Annotated in this window: 13 protein-coding genes; 6 read left to right on the top strand and 7 right to left on the bottom strand. The window is 51.8% G+C overall.

The features are described 5' to 3' along the window. Window positions 1–10 precede the first annotated feature (10 nt). Both ABD852_RS19090 and ABD852_RS19085 read right to left on the bottom strand, forming a co-directional pair. A complete protein-coding gene (locus ABD852_RS19090) occupies window positions 11–493 on the bottom strand; it encodes a hypothetical protein (RefSeq protein ID WP_345031825.1) in 483 nt (160 codons plus the stop codon). 97 nt (window positions 494–590) lie between these two features. Continuing rightward, entirely contained in the window at window positions 591–2,024 is a 1,434-nt protein-coding gene (locus ABD852_RS19085) for a phytoene desaturase family protein (RefSeq protein WP_345031823.1), read from the bottom strand. 235 nt (window positions 2,025–2,259) lie between these two features. Between ABD852_RS19085 and ABD852_RS19080 the strand changes: the two genes are divergently transcribed. The 3 genes from ABD852_RS19080 to ABD852_RS19070 all read left to right on the top strand — a co-directional run bounded on the left by ABD852_RS19080 (window position 2,260) and on the right by ABD852_RS19070 (window position 7,558). After that, window positions 2,260–4,983 carry a hypothetical protein gene (locus ABD852_RS19080; RefSeq protein ID WP_345031820.1) on the top strand — a complete coding sequence of 908 codons (2,724 nt, stop codon included), beginning with the start codon at window positions 2,260–2,262 and terminating at the stop codon, window positions 4,981–4,983. A gap of 412 nt (window positions 4,984–5,395) precedes the next feature. Next, the gene (locus ABD852_RS19075; RefSeq protein ID WP_345031818.1) at window positions 5,396–5,980 is read left to right on the top strand and encodes a hypothetical protein; all 585 of its coding nucleotides are present in this window, start codon (window positions 5,396–5,398) and stop codon (window positions 5,978–5,980) included. A 12-nt stretch (window positions 5,981–5,992) separates the two neighbouring features. After that, complete coding sequence (locus tag ABD852_RS19070; protein WP_345031815.1) at window positions 5,993–7,558, top strand: hypothetical protein; 1,566 nt, start codon at window positions 5,993–5,995, stop codon at window positions 7,556–7,558. Between the two features lie 60 nt (window positions 7,559–7,618). Here ABD852_RS19070 and ABD852_RS19065 read toward each other — a convergent pair whose 3' ends face one another. From ABD852_RS19065 to ABD852_RS19045, 5 genes are all read right to left on the bottom strand, one after another. Continuing rightward, the gene (locus ABD852_RS19065; RefSeq protein ID WP_345031812.1) at window positions 7,619–8,026 is read right to left on the bottom strand and encodes a hypothetical protein; all 408 of its coding nucleotides are present in this window, start codon (window positions 8,024–8,026) and stop codon (window positions 7,619–7,621) included. A 240-nt stretch (window positions 8,027–8,266) separates the two neighbouring features. After that, a complete protein-coding gene (locus ABD852_RS19060; protein ID WP_345031810.1) occupies window positions 8,267–8,875 on the bottom strand; it encodes a DUF417 family protein in 609 nt (202 codons plus the stop codon). A 73-nt stretch (window positions 8,876–8,948) separates the two neighbouring features. Continuing rightward, on the bottom strand, window positions 8,949–9,767 hold the full coding sequence (locus tag ABD852_RS19055) for a helix-turn-helix domain-containing protein (RefSeq protein WP_345031808.1): 819 nt from the start codon (window positions 9,765–9,767) through the stop codon (window positions 8,949–8,951). 4 nt (window positions 9,768–9,771) lie between these two features. Then, complete coding sequence (locus tag ABD852_RS19050; RefSeq protein ID WP_345031806.1) at window positions 9,772–11,241, bottom strand: DUF1501 domain-containing protein; 1,470 nt, start codon at window positions 11,239–11,241, stop codon at window positions 9,772–9,774. Window positions 11,242–11,262: 21 nt separating this feature from the next. Next, complete coding sequence (locus ABD852_RS19045) at window positions 11,263–14,016, bottom strand: PSD1 and planctomycete cytochrome C domain-containing protein (protein ID WP_345031803.1); 2,754 nt, start codon at window positions 14,014–14,016, stop codon at window positions 11,263–11,265. Window positions 14,017–14,214: 198 nt separating this feature from the next. On the opposite strand from ABD852_RS19045, the gene ABD852_RS19040 reads away from it, so the two are divergent. From ABD852_RS19040 to ABD852_RS19030, 3 genes are read left to right on the top strand one after another with little or no spacing between them, the layout of a single operon-like run. Next, the gene (locus ABD852_RS19040) at window positions 14,215–14,892 is read left to right on the top strand and encodes an RNA polymerase sigma-70 factor (RefSeq protein ID WP_345031800.1); all 678 of its coding nucleotides are present in this window, start codon (window positions 14,215–14,217) and stop codon (window positions 14,890–14,892) included. A 12-nt stretch (window positions 14,893–14,904) separates the two neighbouring features. Then, window positions 14,905–15,900: a FecR family protein gene (locus ABD852_RS19035; protein WP_345031798.1), complete on the top strand. Its 996-nt coding sequence runs from the start codon at window positions 14,905–14,907 to the stop codon at window positions 15,898–15,900. Window positions 15,901–15,912: 12 nt separating this feature from the next. Then, window positions 15,913–19,353, top strand: coding sequence for a SusC/RagA family TonB-linked outer membrane protein (locus ABD852_RS19030; protein WP_345031797.1), 3,441 nt, complete (start codon window positions 15,913–15,915; stop codon window positions 19,351–19,353). Window positions 19,354–19,359: the final 6 nt, after the last annotated feature.

Genomic DNA, 19,359 nt, shown 5'->3' with positions numbered 1-19,359 from the left:
TCCCACTCTCCTACTTCAATTTCAATGTCTCACTATAGACAATCGGATTCTTCTCGGCAAATGTCCTCGCTTTGCCATCCTTTTCGATGAGCAGGTTCAAATTGTCGTTGGCAGCGTCGTAAAGAACAGTAGTATGGTAACCCGGACAATTATGCTGCCTGCAGCCGGTGAATTTAAACACTGTCCCTTCGGAGACGATCGGAGTTTCTACATTGAAATTCTCCAGCATCGCGTCGTACTCCTCGCCGGCAAGCCTTTTAAAACGAGCTGAAAACCGGCTGTCATCGAAAACACTTAATTCACGCGGGTATGCCCCCACATTCAGTGTAATGATATTCTGACCCGGAGCAGGTTCTGTTTCGTTTGTTATCGGAGCTTCCGTTTTTTGAGTGGCTGAATCCGCGGAACCGGTGGCATCGGTACCTTTTTTTCCCTGGCAGGAAAAAGCCAGTAATGAAACAGTCAATCCTGCCGATACAATTAAAAATCTCATAAGCGGTTAGTTGAAATGCCCGGTTTGACTACGAAAAGGCGGTAATGACTGCCTTCGACACTATTGATTTAACGTCACAAAGGCTATTTTATTGGCGCTACACGCGGTCAAGTATGCCGTCTTTCAAAACCCTTTCGGCAGCATGAAAACCACACATACCGTGCACACCGCCACCGGGAGGCGTCGAAGACGAGCAGAAATAGATGCCCTTTGCCGGCGTCCGGTAGGGAGAAAAGCTTAGTACCGGCCGGGCGAAATGCTGGAAAATATCCTGTACGCCGCCATTGATGTCACCACCGACGTAGTTGGGGTTATACGCCTGCATATCTACGGCAGACATCACAGACTTTGCCAGGATACTATCCCGGAAGCCGGGGGCAAATCGCTCGACCTGGCGCTCGATCGCTTCGGTCATATCGTGACCGGAAGAATGCGGAACATGGCAATACCCCCAAACCACCTGCTTTCCGGCGGGCGCCCGCGAGCTGTCAACGACACCCGGCTGCGTCAGTAAGACAAAAGGGCTCTCCGGTACTTGTCCGCTCCACGCCGCCGATTCCGAGCGGGCAATTTCACGTATCCCGCCCCCCAGATGCACTGTTACGGCCTTTCGGCAAACCGGGGCGCGGAAAGGTACAGGTCCTTCTACTGCCCAGTCAATTTTGAAAACACCCATGCCATAACGGTAGGCCGCCAACCGTTTCCGGTATCCCGCAGGAAGCGACGCTCCGGCGATCTCCAGCAATTGCCGGGGCGTCACGTCAAACAGAATGGCCTTTGCCGGCGGCAAATCAGCTAAGGACTTCACAAAAAAACCGGTTTGTATCGTTCCGCCGATGGACAAAAAGTAAGCGGCCAGGGCGTTGCCGATGCTGATTGAACCTCCCCTTGCGACCGGCCATCCACCGAGGTGGGAAGCCGCCATAAGCATCATCCCGATAGCGGATGTCATTGATTTCTCCAGCGGCAACATGGCATGTGCGGCCATGCCCGCCCATAATCCCCTGGTAGGTTCAGTTGCAAAACGACGTGCGGTACGCAGCGCCGGCGGCAGCGCCCTCCGTGCGAAATCGGCCAAAAGAAACGGGTGCGAAAATCCCGGAAAAGCACTCAGCAATCCCGGAAGCAATTGTGGCAATGCTTTTATGACAGGTTCCATAAAGCGGTGGTACGCCTTTTCATCTACCCCCAGCCCCCGGGCCGTTTGAGCCAGGGAAGGGTACAAAGCAGCCGCTGTGCCGTCATCAAACGGATGGGCTGCGGAGACTTCCGGATAGAGCCACTCAAGCCCGTGCCTATCCAGGGGAAGTGTATTGAAAAAGGGCGAAATCGCGCCCATCGGATGCACCGCCGAACATACGTCGTGATGAAAGCCCGGCAGGGTAAGCGCCTGGGTCCTGGTACCACCGCCAATGGTGTCCATACCTTCCAGAACCAATACGGAATGCCCGGCACGCTGCAGCGTAATCGCTGCAGCCAGGCCATTCGGCCCTGACCCGACCACGATTGCCTTGTAAGCTTCGCCTGCCATTGAATCAACTTTCAGTGCAAAATATGGAATTTCAGCCGGTCGGCCAACTTCTTAAAGCCGGGAAAACACCCCCGTTGGTTTTTGGTCGTTGCCACGGTCCGCATCACAGGCATTTATTATAGCAGAAGGGATCCGTGACAGACGCCGTACGCAGGAAGTAGATTATCCAATTTCACGTCTTTTTTGCGGATTATGCAAACCCTTTCTGAACGCCCCTACCAACCTTCTCTCCTCCATGCCAGCACGCAAAAAGCAGCCTGTCGGTCCGACTATTTCAGCACATCAGCTCAGAATCCGCATCCTTTCCGTAATATCAGTGGTGCGCTATATTGAAAAATTTGAAGAAACTTACACGCACAAATCTCTCCTGGTTGCACCCATCAATGAGTACAACAAGACACAAACGGATAAAAAAACCGGCGGGGCCAATTACCTTCGGCACTTTCCTTTGTGGAAGAAAAATATAAACCGGCTGCTCGAACTGTCCAACAAGCTCATTGCGTCCGCGGAAATTGAAACGATGCTGCCTGAAATTGCGGCCTGCCTAACTACCTGGGGCCATGCGGATTCGTCAGTTGAGAAACAGGTAGACGAAGCAAAAAAAATAATTGAAAGAGCAGATTACTTTGAAACCTGGATTGATTTTAAATTTCCTGTTATCCAGGGCTTCACGCTTACGTTTCACAGCGCGGAAGAGAAAAAATTCAACTCCTTAACCGGATTCGCCGAACTCGGGTCAGAGCTGAACGATATTTCCGTTGAATTTGATAAACCGCCCGTATTCACGCCCAGGAAGATAGAAAAAGAACTTGAAAAGACCCATACCACCTGGTATCTTGCGCACTACCTGAACCTTGAAAGCGCCCCTCAGCTTGCTTACGTAGAATTTGACTGGAACCAAACAGCACTACTCTCCGCCCGCGTGGTGCAACACCGGGATCTGGCCGGGAACCGGGGACTCACGTTCACCAGCATAAAAGACGGCATTGTCAACACAGGCCCTTCCGGACCAATTTTCATATCGCTGGAGGCAACCGTACCTACCCAACGGCTCCGGACGGTTTACCAGCATCTGACCATTGAAAATCCCGAAAAAAAAGACTGGCTGGTCGGCGCGTATTCAGCAATTGTGTACATACGACGGCTAAGGGTCCAAAAATCGGTTTGCGGAAATGTGTTGATGCATGAAGTGGACGGTCCCCAGGATCTTGACAACATAGTGGACCACTTAGAGCGTCTGGCGGATAAACCGGTTCCCGGGCATCAGCCTGAAGACGAGAAATTCTCAAAGGGAATTCAGGCCAGGCATATGCTCCGGGAAAAAGTCACTGCGTTGCCACAGCCCGATCCTGCTAACCCATCACCGCTGACCCCTTATGTCGGCTGTTATTCCTGCTATTATATCAGGCTGACGTTTCAACGGGCCAATTTTGAGCTGAACTTTATCACCCTCAGAAGCGATGGCTCCGCCCTGCTTGAACAATACGGAAAAAACCCGGTCGGCAGACCGGGATATTACCAGGTTGAAGCGGGCAGGATCCGGGTGCATTTCGGGCAGGGCCACCAGCCGGACACCACGCCAATTCAATTCATACTGTACAAAGAACCAAAACAGGCGGATCAATTCAAGCTTCTGGGCACCTATCAAAGTGAAACCAGTGAAGGACAACCGGTCTCGGGTTTGGTTTCCCTGACCAGGCAGCCGGATAGCGAGCTTATTCCCTCCCCGGTGACCGGAAACAGCAAAAAAACACTATCCAGGGCTTGCAGCGAGGTGACCGCGGCCGATTTCTGTGATGACGAGGACTTTGCTTTTTTTCTTGGCGAGGCGGGAGCCGGTCTCTCGCTAACCGACGGCCCCGCCTGGGCCGAAATATCAGAAAGAATCAGCAAGGACTCTGCCTATAAAACCATCCGGAGTTTGTGCACCAAACCGGGCGGTCAGCATGCATTCTCGGAAAACCATTTCTATTATTACACTTTCAAAAAAGGCAGCCCTACAGAGACCGACTTCCTGATTGAAAGAAGCCTGCTGGTCTTTAACCGGAACGGCACAGTTACGATGTATGCCGACTCTAAAAACTACGTCGGAAATGCATACCATTGGACAAATACACTGCATTTGTCGCTTAAGCATCCCGAGGAAGGCCTCCTGGAAATGTTTTTCGAACTTGACCGGAACCACACGAACCTGCCGGCGATCCGGATTTTGTACGGCGCTTCCCTCTGGCACTCCAGCAAGAGGATCCAGGCAAAAGCGGTGGTTTTGTCGCGCTATGCCGGGCATCCCACCGAAAAGGGAGTAAAAATGATGAACTTCAACGACAGCGAAGGACGTGGCCAGTTGCAGCGCGAGGACGACCTGGGGGGTGGTGTAATTTCCTACCTGCGAGGCGAAACCAACCGGTACCTGCACGGCACCACTTCGTCTTCGCCCGGCCGGTTCCGCCCGAGGGACAAATCTTCAAGAGAAATTCACTTTTGGGCTGCATGCGGTTTCGGCTTTCTGTCGCGGGAGTTTTGGAAGTATGAAGAAAAAGATACAAAGCACCCCGAAAAAAAACCTGTAGCGGATGAGAAAGATCCCCCTGTCGTCAGGCTTCTGAAAGACAAAACGGAGGATTGGCGCACGTCAGCCCGGACACATCTGCACGCCGCCTTTGTACACGGGTTTGCCGTAAACTTCGGCGGGCTGGAAATCGATTACCGGACTGCCCTCGGCAACCCGGCGGAGATCGCCGACGCCTACCTCCGAAAGTTCTTTCCCGGTGTGAGCTACGAGGAAAAAGCCGGGATATTGAAAGACCAGCATACAGAAATATCCTTGCAGCGAATCGGAGAAATAACCGGGGAGCAGGCCCTGCTAAAAAAAGCATTTGAGTCGGGCGGACCGCTGCACGATGAGGAACTCAGAAAGTTCGCAAGCGATTTGTGGCCGGATATCTTCTCTGCAGACTGAAAGTCAACGAAAAAAAGGTTCTCATCAAAAAAAATTTATGACTTTTTAGAAAAAAAAAAGGGAATTAAATCGCGCGACAAGTAAAAGTAATTTCCACAGCCCGTAATAATTTCGGTAAACGGGCAAAAAACGCTGAAGTAGATCTTCCCCTAGATACACCGGGCACCCGGATGTGCGTATATTCACATTCGGTCATAACTAAATATGCGTATACGGGGTAAGGTACGTATTTAAATATCCGGCAAAACCAAAGATCACACATTTAAATATCAAAACACTAGCAATTAAATATTTTGCATAAATATCATTTTACAAAATAATAGTTTTAATTTTTAAAAAATATAAAATAAAACATACGGAATTTTGATAAATACCACCTATCTTTATTAAACCATTTTAACTGATAAGCACCATGGAAAATCACGCCCGGGATTTCTTCCTCAGCGCTGCCCAGGCAGCGGTCCTTATACTTTTCAGTTTACTGATTCCTGCGCCCGCCGAGGCATCCGAAGGACAACGCGAAAAAACGTGCACCTTTCGTTTCGCCGGTGTCACCAATACCCGGCTTGATCGGGGCATCATTCATGCTATCAATTCAGCCCTGGTTACAGCGGAATCGTTGGATGACGTACTTCCGATACTCAATTCCGTCATCCCGCCACGTCAGCCGCGAAAAGGCATTCTCCGCCTTTCGTGCAGATTCAGCAATGGAGAAAGCCGCATGATCCTGTACCAGATCACCACCAGTTCCGGTCAGGCAATTTCGGAAATGCCCCGGGACGGCGGAGAGTCCAAACCCTGGGACAGAAAAGTTCCGACCATTTCCGGTAACGTTCCCGGAAACCCAATACCGGACGGCCGGCTGCGATGTTGTTGCCCCGCAGATACCACCAACGTCATCCCCGTTCCTTTTATACCACCGGCCAACCAGCTTACCACACATCTCTCTTCTATCCAAATTACCAGCGTGGCTTCTCATCTCCTTCCCCATCGTTAAACCCTGCAGGACATGTCATTTCCAATTGAAATACTGATCGCAATCGGTCTCGAAGCCGCCATCATTTTTATTTTGTTCTACCCCGGCGGGGAAAGTTTTTTCAACCCGGTCAGGCAATTCCTTTTCTGCCTCGCCAGTGCCCTCCTACTCCTTGCCGCCCAGTTCTTCATCTCCACCCGGTCAGCTTCGTTTGTGGTCCCTACCAGTGAGATCATCAGGAACGGCACAGCGCCACTCAAACGTTTCTTTGCTAAACGCGGCCTCATGTCCCAAGCGCTCGAATCTGATTTTATCAGGGATAATTTCATCCTGGTAGACGTTTCATACGACATGGTGCTGACCCCTCACAACTCGGAACGGAATGTCCAGGTCGATCGCGGAGAGCTCAACCAGCTCTACCAGATGCTGTACAAAAACCGGGATGAGTTTTCCTTCGTGGTTTCTGATATATACGTGCAGGACCTGGACAAACCCGAAAATCACACCGATTCTCTGCTGATCGACACCATAGACCGGCTGGGCAACGCGAAAAAGATTATCCAGGCAGTTACCGACGTTTCCGATGACTCCTATACGCACCTGCGGGACCGGGGAATACCCGTAGGTATGGTCGACTCCGATATGGGGGGCGGCTTTCTGCACCGGGCAGACCTGAGAATAGACGAGCGGGTAAAATACCTACCGTATGAAATGCTTTTGCGAACGGAAAATGCCGGCTCGACTGACCAGGACGGGCTTCCTCCTCCTGAACCCGGCGTCGTCCCAGCATTACCTGCCCCTGTTCAGCTTATCGACGGCGAACAACTGTCTGTCCATTACACCCGCCCCTGGAAGCTCTCGATCCTGAAGAAAGTTTTTACCCCCCAGTTTTTCTTCATAGAACCCGCCGATCTGAATCCCGAAAAACTGATGATTGTCTTCCTGAAGGATATAGCAAATGACGAAGGCTTATTGAAGGAGCAGCTACAGCGCTTTAAAAACCGGGATAAAAAGCCCATTATCGTCGTCGGTACCTTCCGGGGCGCCTTCGACCTGCATCGCACCACCTACGGCGACCTCCACGGCGGGTTTGTTCTGCTGAATATTTTCTACAACCTGCATAAACACTACAACTACCTGTCCGTCAAATACCTGTTTTTTGTATTAGCCGGCTTCTTCATCGTATTCTATTCCGGGCTGATCAATACGTTGCTGGGACACTCGGTCGATATTCCGGGCAAGGCTGCGCGGTCGACGCTGCTCTACGGTATCCTGCTGCGCCGCCTGCAAAAAATAGTAGAGACTGCCCGCGAGGAAACGGCTAGGCCCAGGAACCAGGTACTGGCCTACTGTCTGAACATTCCCTTCATTATTTTGCTGGTGGTTATTCAGAATTTCCAGTACCTGCTGCTGATCCTCATCGTCGCGTTTTCCGATTTCTATTACAACCAGAGCCTCAATGTGCTTAGCCTGGCAGGATTGGTGTACGCTTCGAACGGCTTTTTGAAAACGCTCCTGTTCATCACCCGCAAACCGCTGGGTGAATCGCCGGTCGACCCCGGAAATGCGGCGGTCAGCTACGCTAAAGTTCAGGAATAATAAAAAAGCGCCCGCCGGCAAACTGTTGCCGAACCGGGCGCACCTGAACAACCTTCTCTTTCAGAACGTAATTTTTTTCAGATTTTTGCTCTCAATTGTTATCGGCCTTACCAGCTTGTTCTGGTTCTGGTATACCTCGAAATAATAGACGCCGTCAGCCATTTCATCCAGGTTGAAAACAAAGCTGAAGACATGCTTCGGCTCCGTCGTGGGTTTCCGTAGCTGCTGTGAATAGTAAACGGTTCCCATACTATCTTTCAGGACCAGGCGGAAAGGTTCCGGCGAAGAGTTCTCGACAAGCAGCCTGATTTTATTGGTGTCCTTTAGCTGGTAAATGGAGGCATCCACTTTTGCGGCCGTAACGTCTTCCGTTTTCTTCTTATCTTCCGGTCCATTGCCGGCAAAGGCATTGAGGCTGGCGAAAAGTGCGAAAACGCAAACAAAATGGGAGATGATTGAGATTTTCATGGCTTGTTTTGTTTAAAAGTTGCTTCTGTAAAACCATACAGATGCCATTCAAACAAAAAGGCCTGTGCCAAAGATTAAACACCTCCGGATTCGACTCGCAAATTCGATATAACAAACTGACTACAAACAACTTAAAAAACCAACAATTCTCTCTCAAACCAACAATAGCCTGTCCGCTAGCGGACAGCTATCTTAAAACCGAACATTTTAAGCGGACACTTTTCAATCCGGAAGCATGCACTACCGGCTTTTTGAGGCAATAAGCCGGCGTGCGCTATCGGAGGCAACCAGTAAACCTCCGGCCATCATGATAATGTCCTTGATCACCAGTCTTCCGGCCCCTGAGAGGTAAGGGAAGCCGAATTGCGGTGTCGGGAAATCGCCACCCAAATCCGGTACGTACACTTCCGGTGTAGTGACCAGGAAAGATAGTGTAACCACAGCCATCAAAAAAGTAAGCACACCTCCTGCAAAGCCGGCACGGGGTAACCAGATACCCAGCAGGACCAGGACACCGATTATAACGATGACCAGGCCCAGGCCGTAAGAAAAGCGGTAGGTGCCGTTGTGCTCATGCCACGCAATATTTTTGGCAACCACTTTTCCCTCCGGATTTTTGTAAAGCGTGTACTCCGGCACGATTTCCCCTTTTTCATTCACAGCCATTTTCCCGCTGTTTGTGTAAAAGAAGCTCATGAAAGGGCTGTTGGTTACAAAAGGCACGATCCCGTCAGCTTCATACTGGAACACTTTCAGACCGCCGATCCAGGCCATTACCACGAAAATGGAAACCCGCAGGAAGTTGGTAAAAAGCACCTGCCCGCCAGCAATTAATTTTAAAAGATTCATCCTATTTGCTTCAAGTTATTCAACTACAAAAATGAAGTGAATAAACGTTGGCGTGAATGGACGAATACCGCCCTTACCTAGACAATTTCGCCACAATGGAGATACCGACGTCTTCCCGGTACTTCCTGGGTGAAACACCGACCTCCTTTTTAAAGTACCGGCTGAAATAAAACTCGTCCTCGAACCCAAGCTCGGCAGCTATCTCTTTAACGGGCTTATAAGTAAGGTGCAGAAGTTTTTTGGCCTCCAGGACGATTCGTTCCTGTATGAGTTTGGAAGGGCTTTTGCCATATTGCCTTTTTACTTTTTTGCTGAAAGCGCCCACCGACAAACCAAAGGAACCGGAATAGAACGCCACGTCTTTCGCCGCCCGGAATTGCTTTTCAAGTACTTCCTGAAACCCGGCGATCTCTCCAGGCCGCGGCTCTCCGTTCTGAAGCAATTTCTCTTTGCTGCCAAGTGCCAGGATAAGCTGAAGATACGATCTGAGCACCTGGCCGTCGTATCGCGAGACGCCTGCTGCCAACACCTTCATTTTAAGAATGATATTGCTAACCTCCTCGAAAACAGGACCCGGAACTTTCACAAATGGCTGCTGGTAGATGTTGTTAAACAAAACGCCGTTGCAGGCAACTTCCTTTTTGTGGTACTCAATGCAATAAAAGTCCCCGTGAAACCGCAGCAGGCTCACCTTTTTCGCAGTGGTTCTATGCCAGCTCAGCAGCTGGTAAGGAGAAGTGAACAACAGGTTCTTCCCCTGGCATGAATATTCGTTTAAATCAACGGAAAGCGAGGTTTCTCCTTCAAAAAGAAGGATCGAATAAAGCGGGCTGTTCAATTGCTGCGGAAATTCGGAAGCCTCAACGGTCTCAATGGTAATCAAATCTTTCACGCGCTCATGCCAGAATACCCTTCACTACGTGGCCTTCGGTATCGGTCAGTCTGAAGTTTCTTCCCTGGAAAGGATAGGTAAACTTCTCATGGTCAAAACCGAGCAAATGCAAAATCGTTGCTTGAAGGTCGTGAACATGTACCTTGTCCTTCACCGCATAATAGCCAATGTCATCGGTTTCGCCATAGCTAAGGCCCTTTTTTAAACCGCCGCCCGCCATCCAGATCGTAAAAGCATCCAGGTGATGGTCGCGCCCCATAAACGGCAAAACAATCCCGTTCCTGTTTTCCTGCATAGGGGTCCGGCCGAACTCCCCGGCCCAAATGACGAGGGTATCCTCCAGCAGCCCGCGCATTTTCAAATCCTTGAGCAATGCGGCCGTAGCCTGGTCCGACTCCCGGCATTTTTTCCTGAGCCCGATTTCTATGGCGCCGTCCGGCGAAGTGCCGTGTGAGTCCCAACCCCAGTCGAACAGCTGGACAAAACGTACGTCGTTTTCTATCAGTTTGCGCGCCAGCAGGCAATTCATCGCAAAGCTCCCTTCGCCCGGCTTCACACCATACATGTCCAGGATATACTGCGGTTCTTTGGAGACATCCATTACTTCCGGAACGGACATCTGCATACGGAAAGCCATCTCATACTGACTGATCCGTGTCAGGATTTCCGGATCCCCAACTTCTTCGTAGGTCTTCCGGTTAATCTCGTTGATCGCCTCGATGGTCTTCTGACGCATCGAACGTTTCATGCCGGAAGGGTCCGAGACATAAAGTACCGGATCGCCGCCGGTACGGCACTGTACCCCCTGGTAAACAGTAGGCAGAAAACCACTTCCCCATATGCTTTTCCCCGCATCCGGCTGCTTTCCACCCGAGGTCAGCACGATGAAGCCGGGAAGGTTCTGATTTTCTGACCCCAACCCGTACACCGCCCATGAACCAAGACTCGGGCGCCCCAGCCGGGCACTGCCCGTATGCATCAGCAACTGGGCCGGAGCATGGTTGAACTGATCGGTATGCATCGACTTCACAAAAGTCAGCTCATCGACCAGGGTGCTGATATGCGGCACATAGTCCGACACCCACGCCCCCGACTGCCCGTACTGCCTGAACTGCCCCTGCGGGCCGAGCATCTTGGGCACGCCCTGTATGAAGGCGAATTTTTTCCCCTCAAGCAATTCAGCCGGGCAATCGGCCCCGTGGTATTTTGCCAATTCCGGTTTAAAGTCGAAGAGCTCCAACTGGGAAGGAGCTCCGGCCATGTGAATGTAAATAACGCGTTTGGCCCGGGGTGTAAACTGGGGTATGTTGCCGGCCACCCCGGCTGCATCCGCTGCCTGCGGCCTCCCGCATCCGCCCAGCAGGTGTCCCAGTCCAATTGCACCCAGGCTCGTAGCCCCTGCCCATTGCAAAAAATTACGCCGGGTAACATGCTCGGTCTGTCGGTACTCCAGCTCTTTGATCAGTTTTTCCATGGGCAAAAATCAACGGACGAATTACTCCTTGGTAATTACTTCATCCAGGTTAAGCAAAACATTTGCAGTGAGCGTCATTGCCGCTTGTGCCGGTATTTTCTTCTGACTGTTTACGAGAAATTCCTTCAATTGCGTTGTATCTGACTTGAATTCGGTAAAAGCATCCTGGTATACCTTGCTCAGGACGGCCAGTTTCCGGGGAGAGATTTCCCGGTAGGTAAGCAGGTAATACCCCCAGGCCAGCTGTTCTTCAATTGATTTCCCCTTCTCCGACATCCGGTCAGCCATTTTTTCGGCGGCCTCAAGGTACACCGGGTCATTCAGGGTCACCAGCGCCTGCAAAGGGGTATTAGTCCTGATGCGCCGGGACTGGCAGAATTCGCGGCTGGGTGCATCGAAAGTGGTCATGGAGGGATACGGCGAGGTCCGCTTCCAATAGGTGTAAAGCGCACGCCGGTACCGGTCTTCGCCCTGGCTTACCACCCATTTATCGCCGTTGTAAGGCGACAGCCAGATGCCTTCGGGCTGGGGTGGCATCACGCTGGGTCCGAACATCTTTTTTGAGAGCAGTCCGCTTGCGGCGAGCGCCTGGTCTCTTACCTGTTCGGCCCCCAGCCGCACACGCGGTCCGCGGGCAAGCCACCGGTTTTCCGGGTCTCCGGCGGTTTTTTCCGGGGTAGTGGCCGACGATTGCCGGTACGTAGCCGACATAACGATTGTTTTCAACAGCTTTTTTGTGCTCCAACCCTCATCCATGAATTTTACGGCAAGCCAGTCGAGTAATTCCGGATGCGACGGCGGAGCTCCCTGCGAACCAAAATCCTCCAGCGTTTCCACGATTCCCAGGCCGAACAATTGCTCCCAAAACCGGTTGACCGCTACTCTTGCAGTAAGGGGATTGTCACGCGCTACCATCCATTCGGCCAGCCCCAGCCGGTTAGCCGGCAAACCTTTGGGAAGCTTTCCGAAAAGCCCCGGTATCGCCGGTGTGACTTCCTGTCCTTTCACCAACCAGTTTCCCCTTTCAAAAATATGGGTTTTCCGGAAGGTCTCCCCCTCTCCTTCCCAGAAAACGGGCGTATTCAGTACTTTCCTGGAGAGAAGCTGCACATAGGTTTTTTCTTTTTCAAGACCTTCGTCTCCACCCGGGAAATCGTCCTGCAGAGCAACCCATTTGATTACCACCCAATCGTCCGGGGCAGTAGGGTGCCTCACGGTCATAAACAACGAATGTTTGCCTGACAGGCGAGGCAGATTAATCACCAGGATGGAGTCTCGCCAGGGGCTTCCCCTTTCCGGAACTGCGATTTCTGCCACTTTTCGGGCACGCGTGCTGTCGGTATAAAACGCCATCTGCGCACCTTTTTTCGCAGTACCGATCGCGAGCAGCATCCGGGTCTTACCGGTAAAATCCATGTCGGGCCCGAAAGCCGTTCCCTTGTCCTGCACGCCCATGTATTTCGAGTCGAGGAGCGCCGAACGAGCGCCTATCCTGAAATCATGGGAATTAATTTTGGGTTCCGTTACCTTCAGGAAACGATAAACGCTTTCAGCTTTAACCGGGTCGTAGCGGCTTAGCCAGCTCCTGAGTGACTCTACCGCCAGCGAGTCTCCCGTCTCGTAGTGCCGCAGGGTCGGCGTTTCGGTCGTGACGTCCTCGTCGCGCGTATTGTTGAAAAAAGCCATGTACCGGTAATACTCGTCGTGCCGTATGGGGTCATAGGTATGGCTGTGGCACTGCACGCAGCCGAAGGTGGTACCCTGCCAGACTTCCCAGGTGGCATTTACGCGGTCAATAATGGCCGCAACCCTGAATTCTTCGTCTTCCGTTCCCCCTTCGTCATTGTTCATCGTATTGCGGTGAAAGGCGGTCGCAACAAGCTGCTCGTTGGTCGGGAAACCGCCGGGCCCCTTCAGCAGGTCGCCGGCGAGCTGCTCCACTGTGAACCGGTTAAAGGGCTTGTCGTGATTAAAGGAAGATATCACATAATCGCGGTATTTCCAGATGGTTCTGGCCGGATCCCGCTCATACCCTTTTGTGTCGGCATAGCGGGCGAGGTCCATCCACATGGCGGCCCACCGCTCGCCATAGCCGGGGTCGGCCAGAAGCCTGTCCACCGCCTTTTCATAGGCTTCAGGAGATGGGTCGTTTACAAATGCCTGAACCTGCTCCGGCGTTGGCGGCAGGCCTGTGAGATCCAGCGATAACCGGCGGATCAGCGTTCTTGGATCGGCTTCGGGGCTATGGGCAAGCCCTTTCCCTTTGAGCTTATCAATCACAAAGTGATCGATTTCATTCCTGGCCCACTCGTCTTCATCCCCCAGCAAGCCGAAAAGATTATTCCATCGCCTGATCGGAGGTACTTCCGGCTCCTCAATTTTCTTGTATGCCCAGTGAAGCCCCCAGTTGGCGCCTTCGTCGATCCACTTTTTTAGTGTCGCTATGTCCGCCCCGGCGAGAGCTGGCCCATCCTTGGGCATGCGCTCATCCGGGTCGTCGGACAAAATGCGGCGCATCATCTCACTATGTTCCGCGTCGCCCTTTATCACCGCCCGTTTACCCGATTTACCCGGCCGGTACATCTCTTCCTCAAACAGGAAGCTGATATTCCCCGCCTTCTTCACACCGCCATGGCAGCCGATGCAGTGTTTGTTAAGGATGGGCTTTACATCGGCATTATAATCGACGCTCCCGGATGTCTCAGTGCCTATCCAATAAAAGACCCCAATGAGACCCAACCCCGCCAAAACACTATTGATCAGAATTCTTTTCATTTATGAAATCAACCATCATCTACTGATACTTCCCTCCCTGACAAACGCGCCTTGTAAAAATAAAAAACTTATGCCGCAAAATCCTATACTCCTGCAAAACATAAGAATTTCAAAAAAATTTATCACCTGACATAGGGAATAAAAGTACAAAATTGTCTGTCTTAGGTGCAAGAACTTCCAGCACCAATACCGATAAGTATGGCAATGTACAAAAGAGCTGAACCCGAAGCCGCCGCCGGAATGGAACCTTCCCAGGATGCCAAAGAGGTAGACAACGAATTGTTTATCCGGAAGGTTTTTGAGCGTGACCCGGAAAAAGGCTGCGAGCTGTTATTCCGCCGCTATTATACGAACTTATGCAACCATTCCGTTCGCTTTGTCCACTCAAAGGCGGTGGCCGAGGACATTGTCGGTGAAACATTTGCCATTTTCTGGCAAAAAAAAATCTACGAGCAAATCAGCGTTTCCTATCGCTCGTACCTGTACAAGGCAGTACGCCACCGCTCCTACAATCACCTGAAAATGCTGAGTGAGAAAAATGATCCATTGGAACAGGTGTACCACGCGTCTTCAGACGATCAGCTACCCGATGAAATACTCCACTATACAGAGCTTCACCAGAAAATAGAACGCATTATCCAGCAGCTTCCGCCTCAAACCAGGCGCGCCTATCTCCTCAAACGAGTGGAAGGAAAAAAATACGACGAAATAGCCCGGGAGATGAAGGTGAGCAACAAAGCAGTTGAAGCCCTGGTAAGCCGTGCATTGGCGCGGCTCCGGCAGGGGCTCCGGGACGAATGGCTATTTTTTGCCCTCATCGGCATACTCAGCCAGGTTCAGAAAAGCAGCGATGTGAAGCAGCTATTTTATCTGTAAAAATAGAACGAGATGAAAAGATCAGTCGATAAAGAAACACTGTTTGATTTTTTTGAAGGGAAGACCTCTTCCATTCAACTGAAAATGATTGAGGAATGGTTGCTGGAACCCGGTAACAATGATCGCTATTATCAGTACCTGGACGAATGGGAAAGCCGGCACATCCAGTTCCTTCCCGACGAAACCAGCGCCTTCGAAAAATACCGCTCTGTACTGAAGGGAAATATGCCTGCAACGCCCGATAGCGAAGTAATCCGGCGCCGGAAAAATTGGACAGGCGCGAGGCGGTTCCGCATTCCCATGGCCGCGGCCCTCTTACTCGCCATTGCCTTGTTCGGTTGGCGCGATCAAATTCTCTACTACGAATATCAAAATCCGTTCGGCAAAACAAAACCGTTCCGGCTTTCAGACGGCACACAGGTGGTTCTGAATGCCGACTCCCGGCTTTGCGTTCCCCGGTTTGGCTTCAGTGAAGACGCCCGGCGGGTGATACTTGAAGGAGAAGCAGAATTCCACGTAACCCATACGCCCAACTCTTCCAGGTTTATAGTGGAAATGCGCGACGGCTATGCGGTAGAGGTTTTGGGAACCAGGTTCGTGGCCTTTGCGAGAAACCGGACAAAAAGGGTTTTCCTCGCCGAAGGAAAGGTAAAAATGAAACTGCCGGAAGGACGCCAGATCTATATGAAGCCCGGAAATCTCTTTGAGGTCAGTGACCGGAAGCCGCTCGCCTTAACCACACCTGAAAAACCGCAACAATACCTCGCCTGGAAAACCCACCAGTTTTACTTTGACAATACCCCTTTATCAGAAGTTGCACGGCAAATGGAAGAAAGGTTCGGGGTGGTCATTGAAATCGCAGACAGCACCCTCAAAGAAAAAAAGCTTGGCGGAATTTACGAAGCTCAAAGCCCGGATGACCTTCTCCAGATTCTGAATGAGCTGTACAACCTTGACATTTCTCAAAACAACCAACGGATCGAACTACGTTCCGGATCCAACCTTTAACTCGTTACATCCATGACAAAATATCTATGGTTAGCCCTCGCCGGCTTTTGGGTAACCGCCATTCCCCTCACCGGCGCCACGCAGCAACTGGCTTCCAACCTCGTCATGCAGTCGGCCCCCGCATCGAAACACCGGCAAGAAGCACCTCAGAAACTTCGGGAAGCGTTGGTAGACCTCGGCAAGTTGCACGGCATCAGCATATTGTTCGACGAAACCACAATCAGGAACCTGGTGGTACAGACCGATCGGAGCAGCAGTGCCGGCAAGCTGGAAACACAACTGGAGGAGCTTTTGAAACCCCACGGTCTGAAATTCAAGAGAATCGGGAAAAAGTCCTTCGTGATTTTACCCAGGAACGAAAACCAGGCCGCCAGCCAGGTCCGGCAGGATAAAAGCGGCCTTTTCCAGGAAGCCGATCCCACACTGACAGGCGAAAATCTGCCGCCTCCAACCCGCCAGGACCGGACGGTATCCGGACGGGTAACCGATGAAAACGGTGAAGGTTTGCCGGGGGTAAGCATCATGGTAAAAGGATTATCCGTCGGCACCTCCACCCAGATTAACGGCGACTACAAAATCCCGGTTCCGGAGGGCAACGGGGTATTAATCTTCTCTTTCGTCGGGTATGCTACCCATGAAGAAATGGTCGAAAACCGGTCCGTTATCAATGTTCAAATGCAAACGGACGCCAAGGCCCTCGACGAAGTGGTTGTCACTTCATTCGGGATTGAGCGCGAAAAGAAAGCGCTTTTCTATGCTACGCAGGAAGTAAAGGGCGCGCAGTTAACAGCCGTGGGCAATCCCAACCTGCTCAACAGTCTTCAGGGGAAAGTCGCGGGGGTTTCGGTAAGGCTAAACAGCGGTATGCCCGGCAAGGCGCCCCAGATCACCATCCGGGGAAACCGGTCCATAACAGGCAACAACCAGCCGCTTTATGTGATAGACGGGCTGCCTGTAGCCGGAGGTACCCGTGTAAACGACCTGAACCCGAATGACATTGAATCAATGAACGTCTTGAAAGGACCGGCTGCCTCCGCGCTTTACGGGCTGAGAGCTTCCAATGGCGTAATTGTCATCAAAACCAAAAGCGGTGGGCGTTCAGGGAAACCTACCGTGAGCTTTGACAGCCATTTCAACGTCGACCAGGTAGCGCGTTTACCGAAGATGCAGGACGTATACGCGCAGGGGTTAAACGGGAAATTTGACCTGAACCAAATCTGGACCTGGGGATCCAAAATCAGCGAAATAGGCACTTACACGAACGAATTTGGTGAGTCGGAAGTTGCCCGCGCCTACGATAACGACAAGGCATTTTACCAGAACGGCTACACCTTTTCCAACAACCTTTCCCTGTCCGACGGCGGAGAATACGGCACTTACATGATCGGCGTCGGGCAAACCAGCCAGACCGGGATCGTCGCCGGATCGGGATTGAAACGCTACAATGTAAAATTTAACGGTGAGCTCACTAAAATCAGGGACCTTACCGTCGGGTTATCCCTCAACTATTCCGACCTCTCGGTCGACGACTACCCCGAACTGGGTGGAAACGACAACTACTTCCGCGGACTGACCGACGCGCCGCCCTCGTATAACCTTAAGGGAAAGCGCTATGCCAACCCGGCCAATCCCTATCAGCAGGTTTACTACCGCGGCGGACAAAACAACCCCTATTGGGTAATTCACCACAATTACCGTCAGAACCAAACCAACCGGACCTTCGGCAACCTGCTGCTGCGTTACGAACTGAGTAAGTCGGTCTCGCTCACCTACCGTGCAGGGCTGGATCACTTCAGCAGCAAAGAAACCGACTTCCAGGAACTGGGAACCGCTACAAGAGGACGGACGATTCCCCCCAGCGGCGGAAGCCTCAGCCTGGGCGACAGTAGGCAAAATCAACTCAATTCCAATTTCTTCCTGACATTCGACCAGGATCTTGGAAAAAGCCTGAACCTGAATGCAATTGCCGGAAATGAAATCTATGACATCCGCGGCACCAATGAAAGAACCGTAGGATCCGACTTTGTGACCGGCGGGTGGGCCAACCTGAACAATGCGACCAACCTGACCGGCAGCAACTCCATTTCAAGGCAGCGGGTAGTCGGTTTTTACGCAAATATTAACCTGAGCTGGAACCGCCTCCTCTTTCTGAACGCCTCCGGCCGCAACGACATCGCTTCGAACATGCCTTCCGGGAACCGGTCGTTCTTTTACCCGTCCCTAGGGGGGAGCTTCATCCTGTCGGAAATGCTTCAGCTTCAGAAAAAGGCTATTTCGCTTATCAAACTACGCGTCTCCTATGCCGAAGTCGGGCAGGTCGGACCGGTTTATGTCAACAATGCGGGGTTCATTAAAGGGAGCCCGGGCGGGTTCATATTCCCGTTTGACGGACTGACGGGACTGACCCAGAGCCCGGTACGGATTGACCCGGACCTTCGCCCCGAAAACACCAAAACGGTTGAGCTGGGGGCCGATATCAAGCTTTTCAACGACAGGATCTCACTCGAGTATACCTACTTCGACTCAAAGTCCGACGGGCAAATCTACAGTGTGCCGGTACCGCTTTCAACCGGCGCGTCGTCCGAAATCAGAAATGCGGGATCTATGTTGTCAAAAGGTCACGAAGTAGTACTCGGCCTGAGACCTGTAATGACCAACCGGTTTACCTGGGACGTGGGCGTCAACTTTACCTCTTTTGACAACCGCGTAAAAAACCTGGCTGAGGGGGTGAACCGGATCGTATTGTCCGACCCTATTGTGGCAGAAGCCGGATATGACTACCCGTCGATCTACGGCCGGTCCTACCTGCGAGACCCCATCAGCGGAAAACCGGTTATTAACAACGATCCGAAATCGGCCACTTACGGGTTTCCGCTGACCGACAACACCCTGAAAGTAATCGGCACAACCGTTCCGGACTTCGAGCTGAATGTCATCAACGGGTTCCAGTATCGCCGGTTTTCGCTGACTGCCCAGCTCGACTGGAGAAAGGGGGGCGTATTCTGGAACCATGGCATGGCGGAAGCCAACTGGAGAGGACTTTCTGCCAACACCCTCGACCGGGAAAAAGAAGTGGTCCTGGACGGGGTGCAGGGACATTGGAAAGGCACGGAATTAATCGTTGAGGGCGCCAACAACATTGCCGTAAAAAAGGAATACCCCTATTACAGCCAGCTATGGACCAATTACGAATCCCAGCTATCGGATGCCTCGTTTGTCAGGTTGCGTGAGCTGACTCTCAACTACGCCATACCCGTAGCCGCGACCAGGAAAAAATGGCTGAAGTCGGCTTCCGTCTACCTGTCGGCGCGAAATGTCTTCCTTATTTCAGACGCATTCTCGGACCCGGAGGTAAACTACAGCGAAGGCGGGCAGAACGTTACCGGGAACGGGAGAAGCGGGATTACCCCGCAAACCAGGAGCATCGGCGGAGGAATCAGAATAGCACTCTAAAATACA

The sequence above is a fragment of the Ravibacter arvi genome (assembly GCF_039540405.1).
Lineage (GTDB): Bacteria > Bacteroidota > Bacteroidia > Cytophagales > Spirosomataceae > Ravibacter > Ravibacter arvi.
Note: the sequence above shows the minus strand (reverse complement) of the source record. Positions and strands in the feature narration are given on the sequence as shown.

Bases quoted from the DNA above. Each gene is read 5' to 3' on its own strand.
- ABD852_RS19090 (WP_345031825.1), bottom strand. From the start codon at position 493: ATGAGATTTTTAATTGTATCGGCAGGATTGACTGTTTCATTACTGGCT.
- ABD852_RS19085 (WP_345031823.1), bottom strand. From the start codon at position 2,024: ATGGCAGGCGAAGCTTACAAGGCAATCGTGGTCGGGTCAGGGCCGAAT.
- ABD852_RS19080 (WP_345031820.1), top strand. From the start codon at position 2,260: ATGCCAGCACGCAAAAAGCAGCCTGTCGGTCCGACTATTTCAGCACAT.
- ABD852_RS19075 (WP_345031818.1), top strand. From the start codon at position 5,396: ATGGAAAATCACGCCCGGGATTTCTTCCTCAGCGCTGCCCAGGCAGCG.
- ABD852_RS19070 (WP_345031815.1), top strand. From the start codon at position 5,993: ATGTCATTTCCAATTGAAATACTGATCGCAATCGGTCTCGAAGCCGCC.
- ABD852_RS19065 (WP_345031812.1), bottom strand. From the start codon at position 8,026: ATGAAAATCTCAATCATCTCCCATTTTGTTTGCGTTTTCGCACTTTTC.
- ABD852_RS19060 (WP_345031810.1), bottom strand. From the start codon at position 8,875: ATGAATCTTTTAAAATTAATTGCTGGCGGGCAGGTGCTTTTTACCAAC.
- ABD852_RS19050 (WP_345031806.1), bottom strand. From the start codon at position 11,241: ATGGAAAAACTGATCAAAGAGCTGGAGTACCGACAGACCGAGCATGTT.
- ABD852_RS19045 (WP_345031803.1), bottom strand. From the start codon at position 14,016: ATGAAAAGAATTCTGATCAATAGTGTTTTGGCGGGGTTGGGTCTCATT.
- ABD852_RS19040 (WP_345031800.1), top strand. From the start codon at position 14,215: ATGGCAATGTACAAAAGAGCTGAACCCGAAGCCGCCGCCGGAATGGAA.
- ABD852_RS19035 (WP_345031798.1), top strand. From the start codon at position 14,905: ATGAAAAGATCAGTCGATAAAGAAACACTGTTTGATTTTTTTGAAGGG.
- ABD852_RS19030 (WP_345031797.1), top strand. From the start codon at position 15,913: ATGACAAAATATCTATGGTTAGCCCTCGCCGGCTTTTGGGTAACCGCC.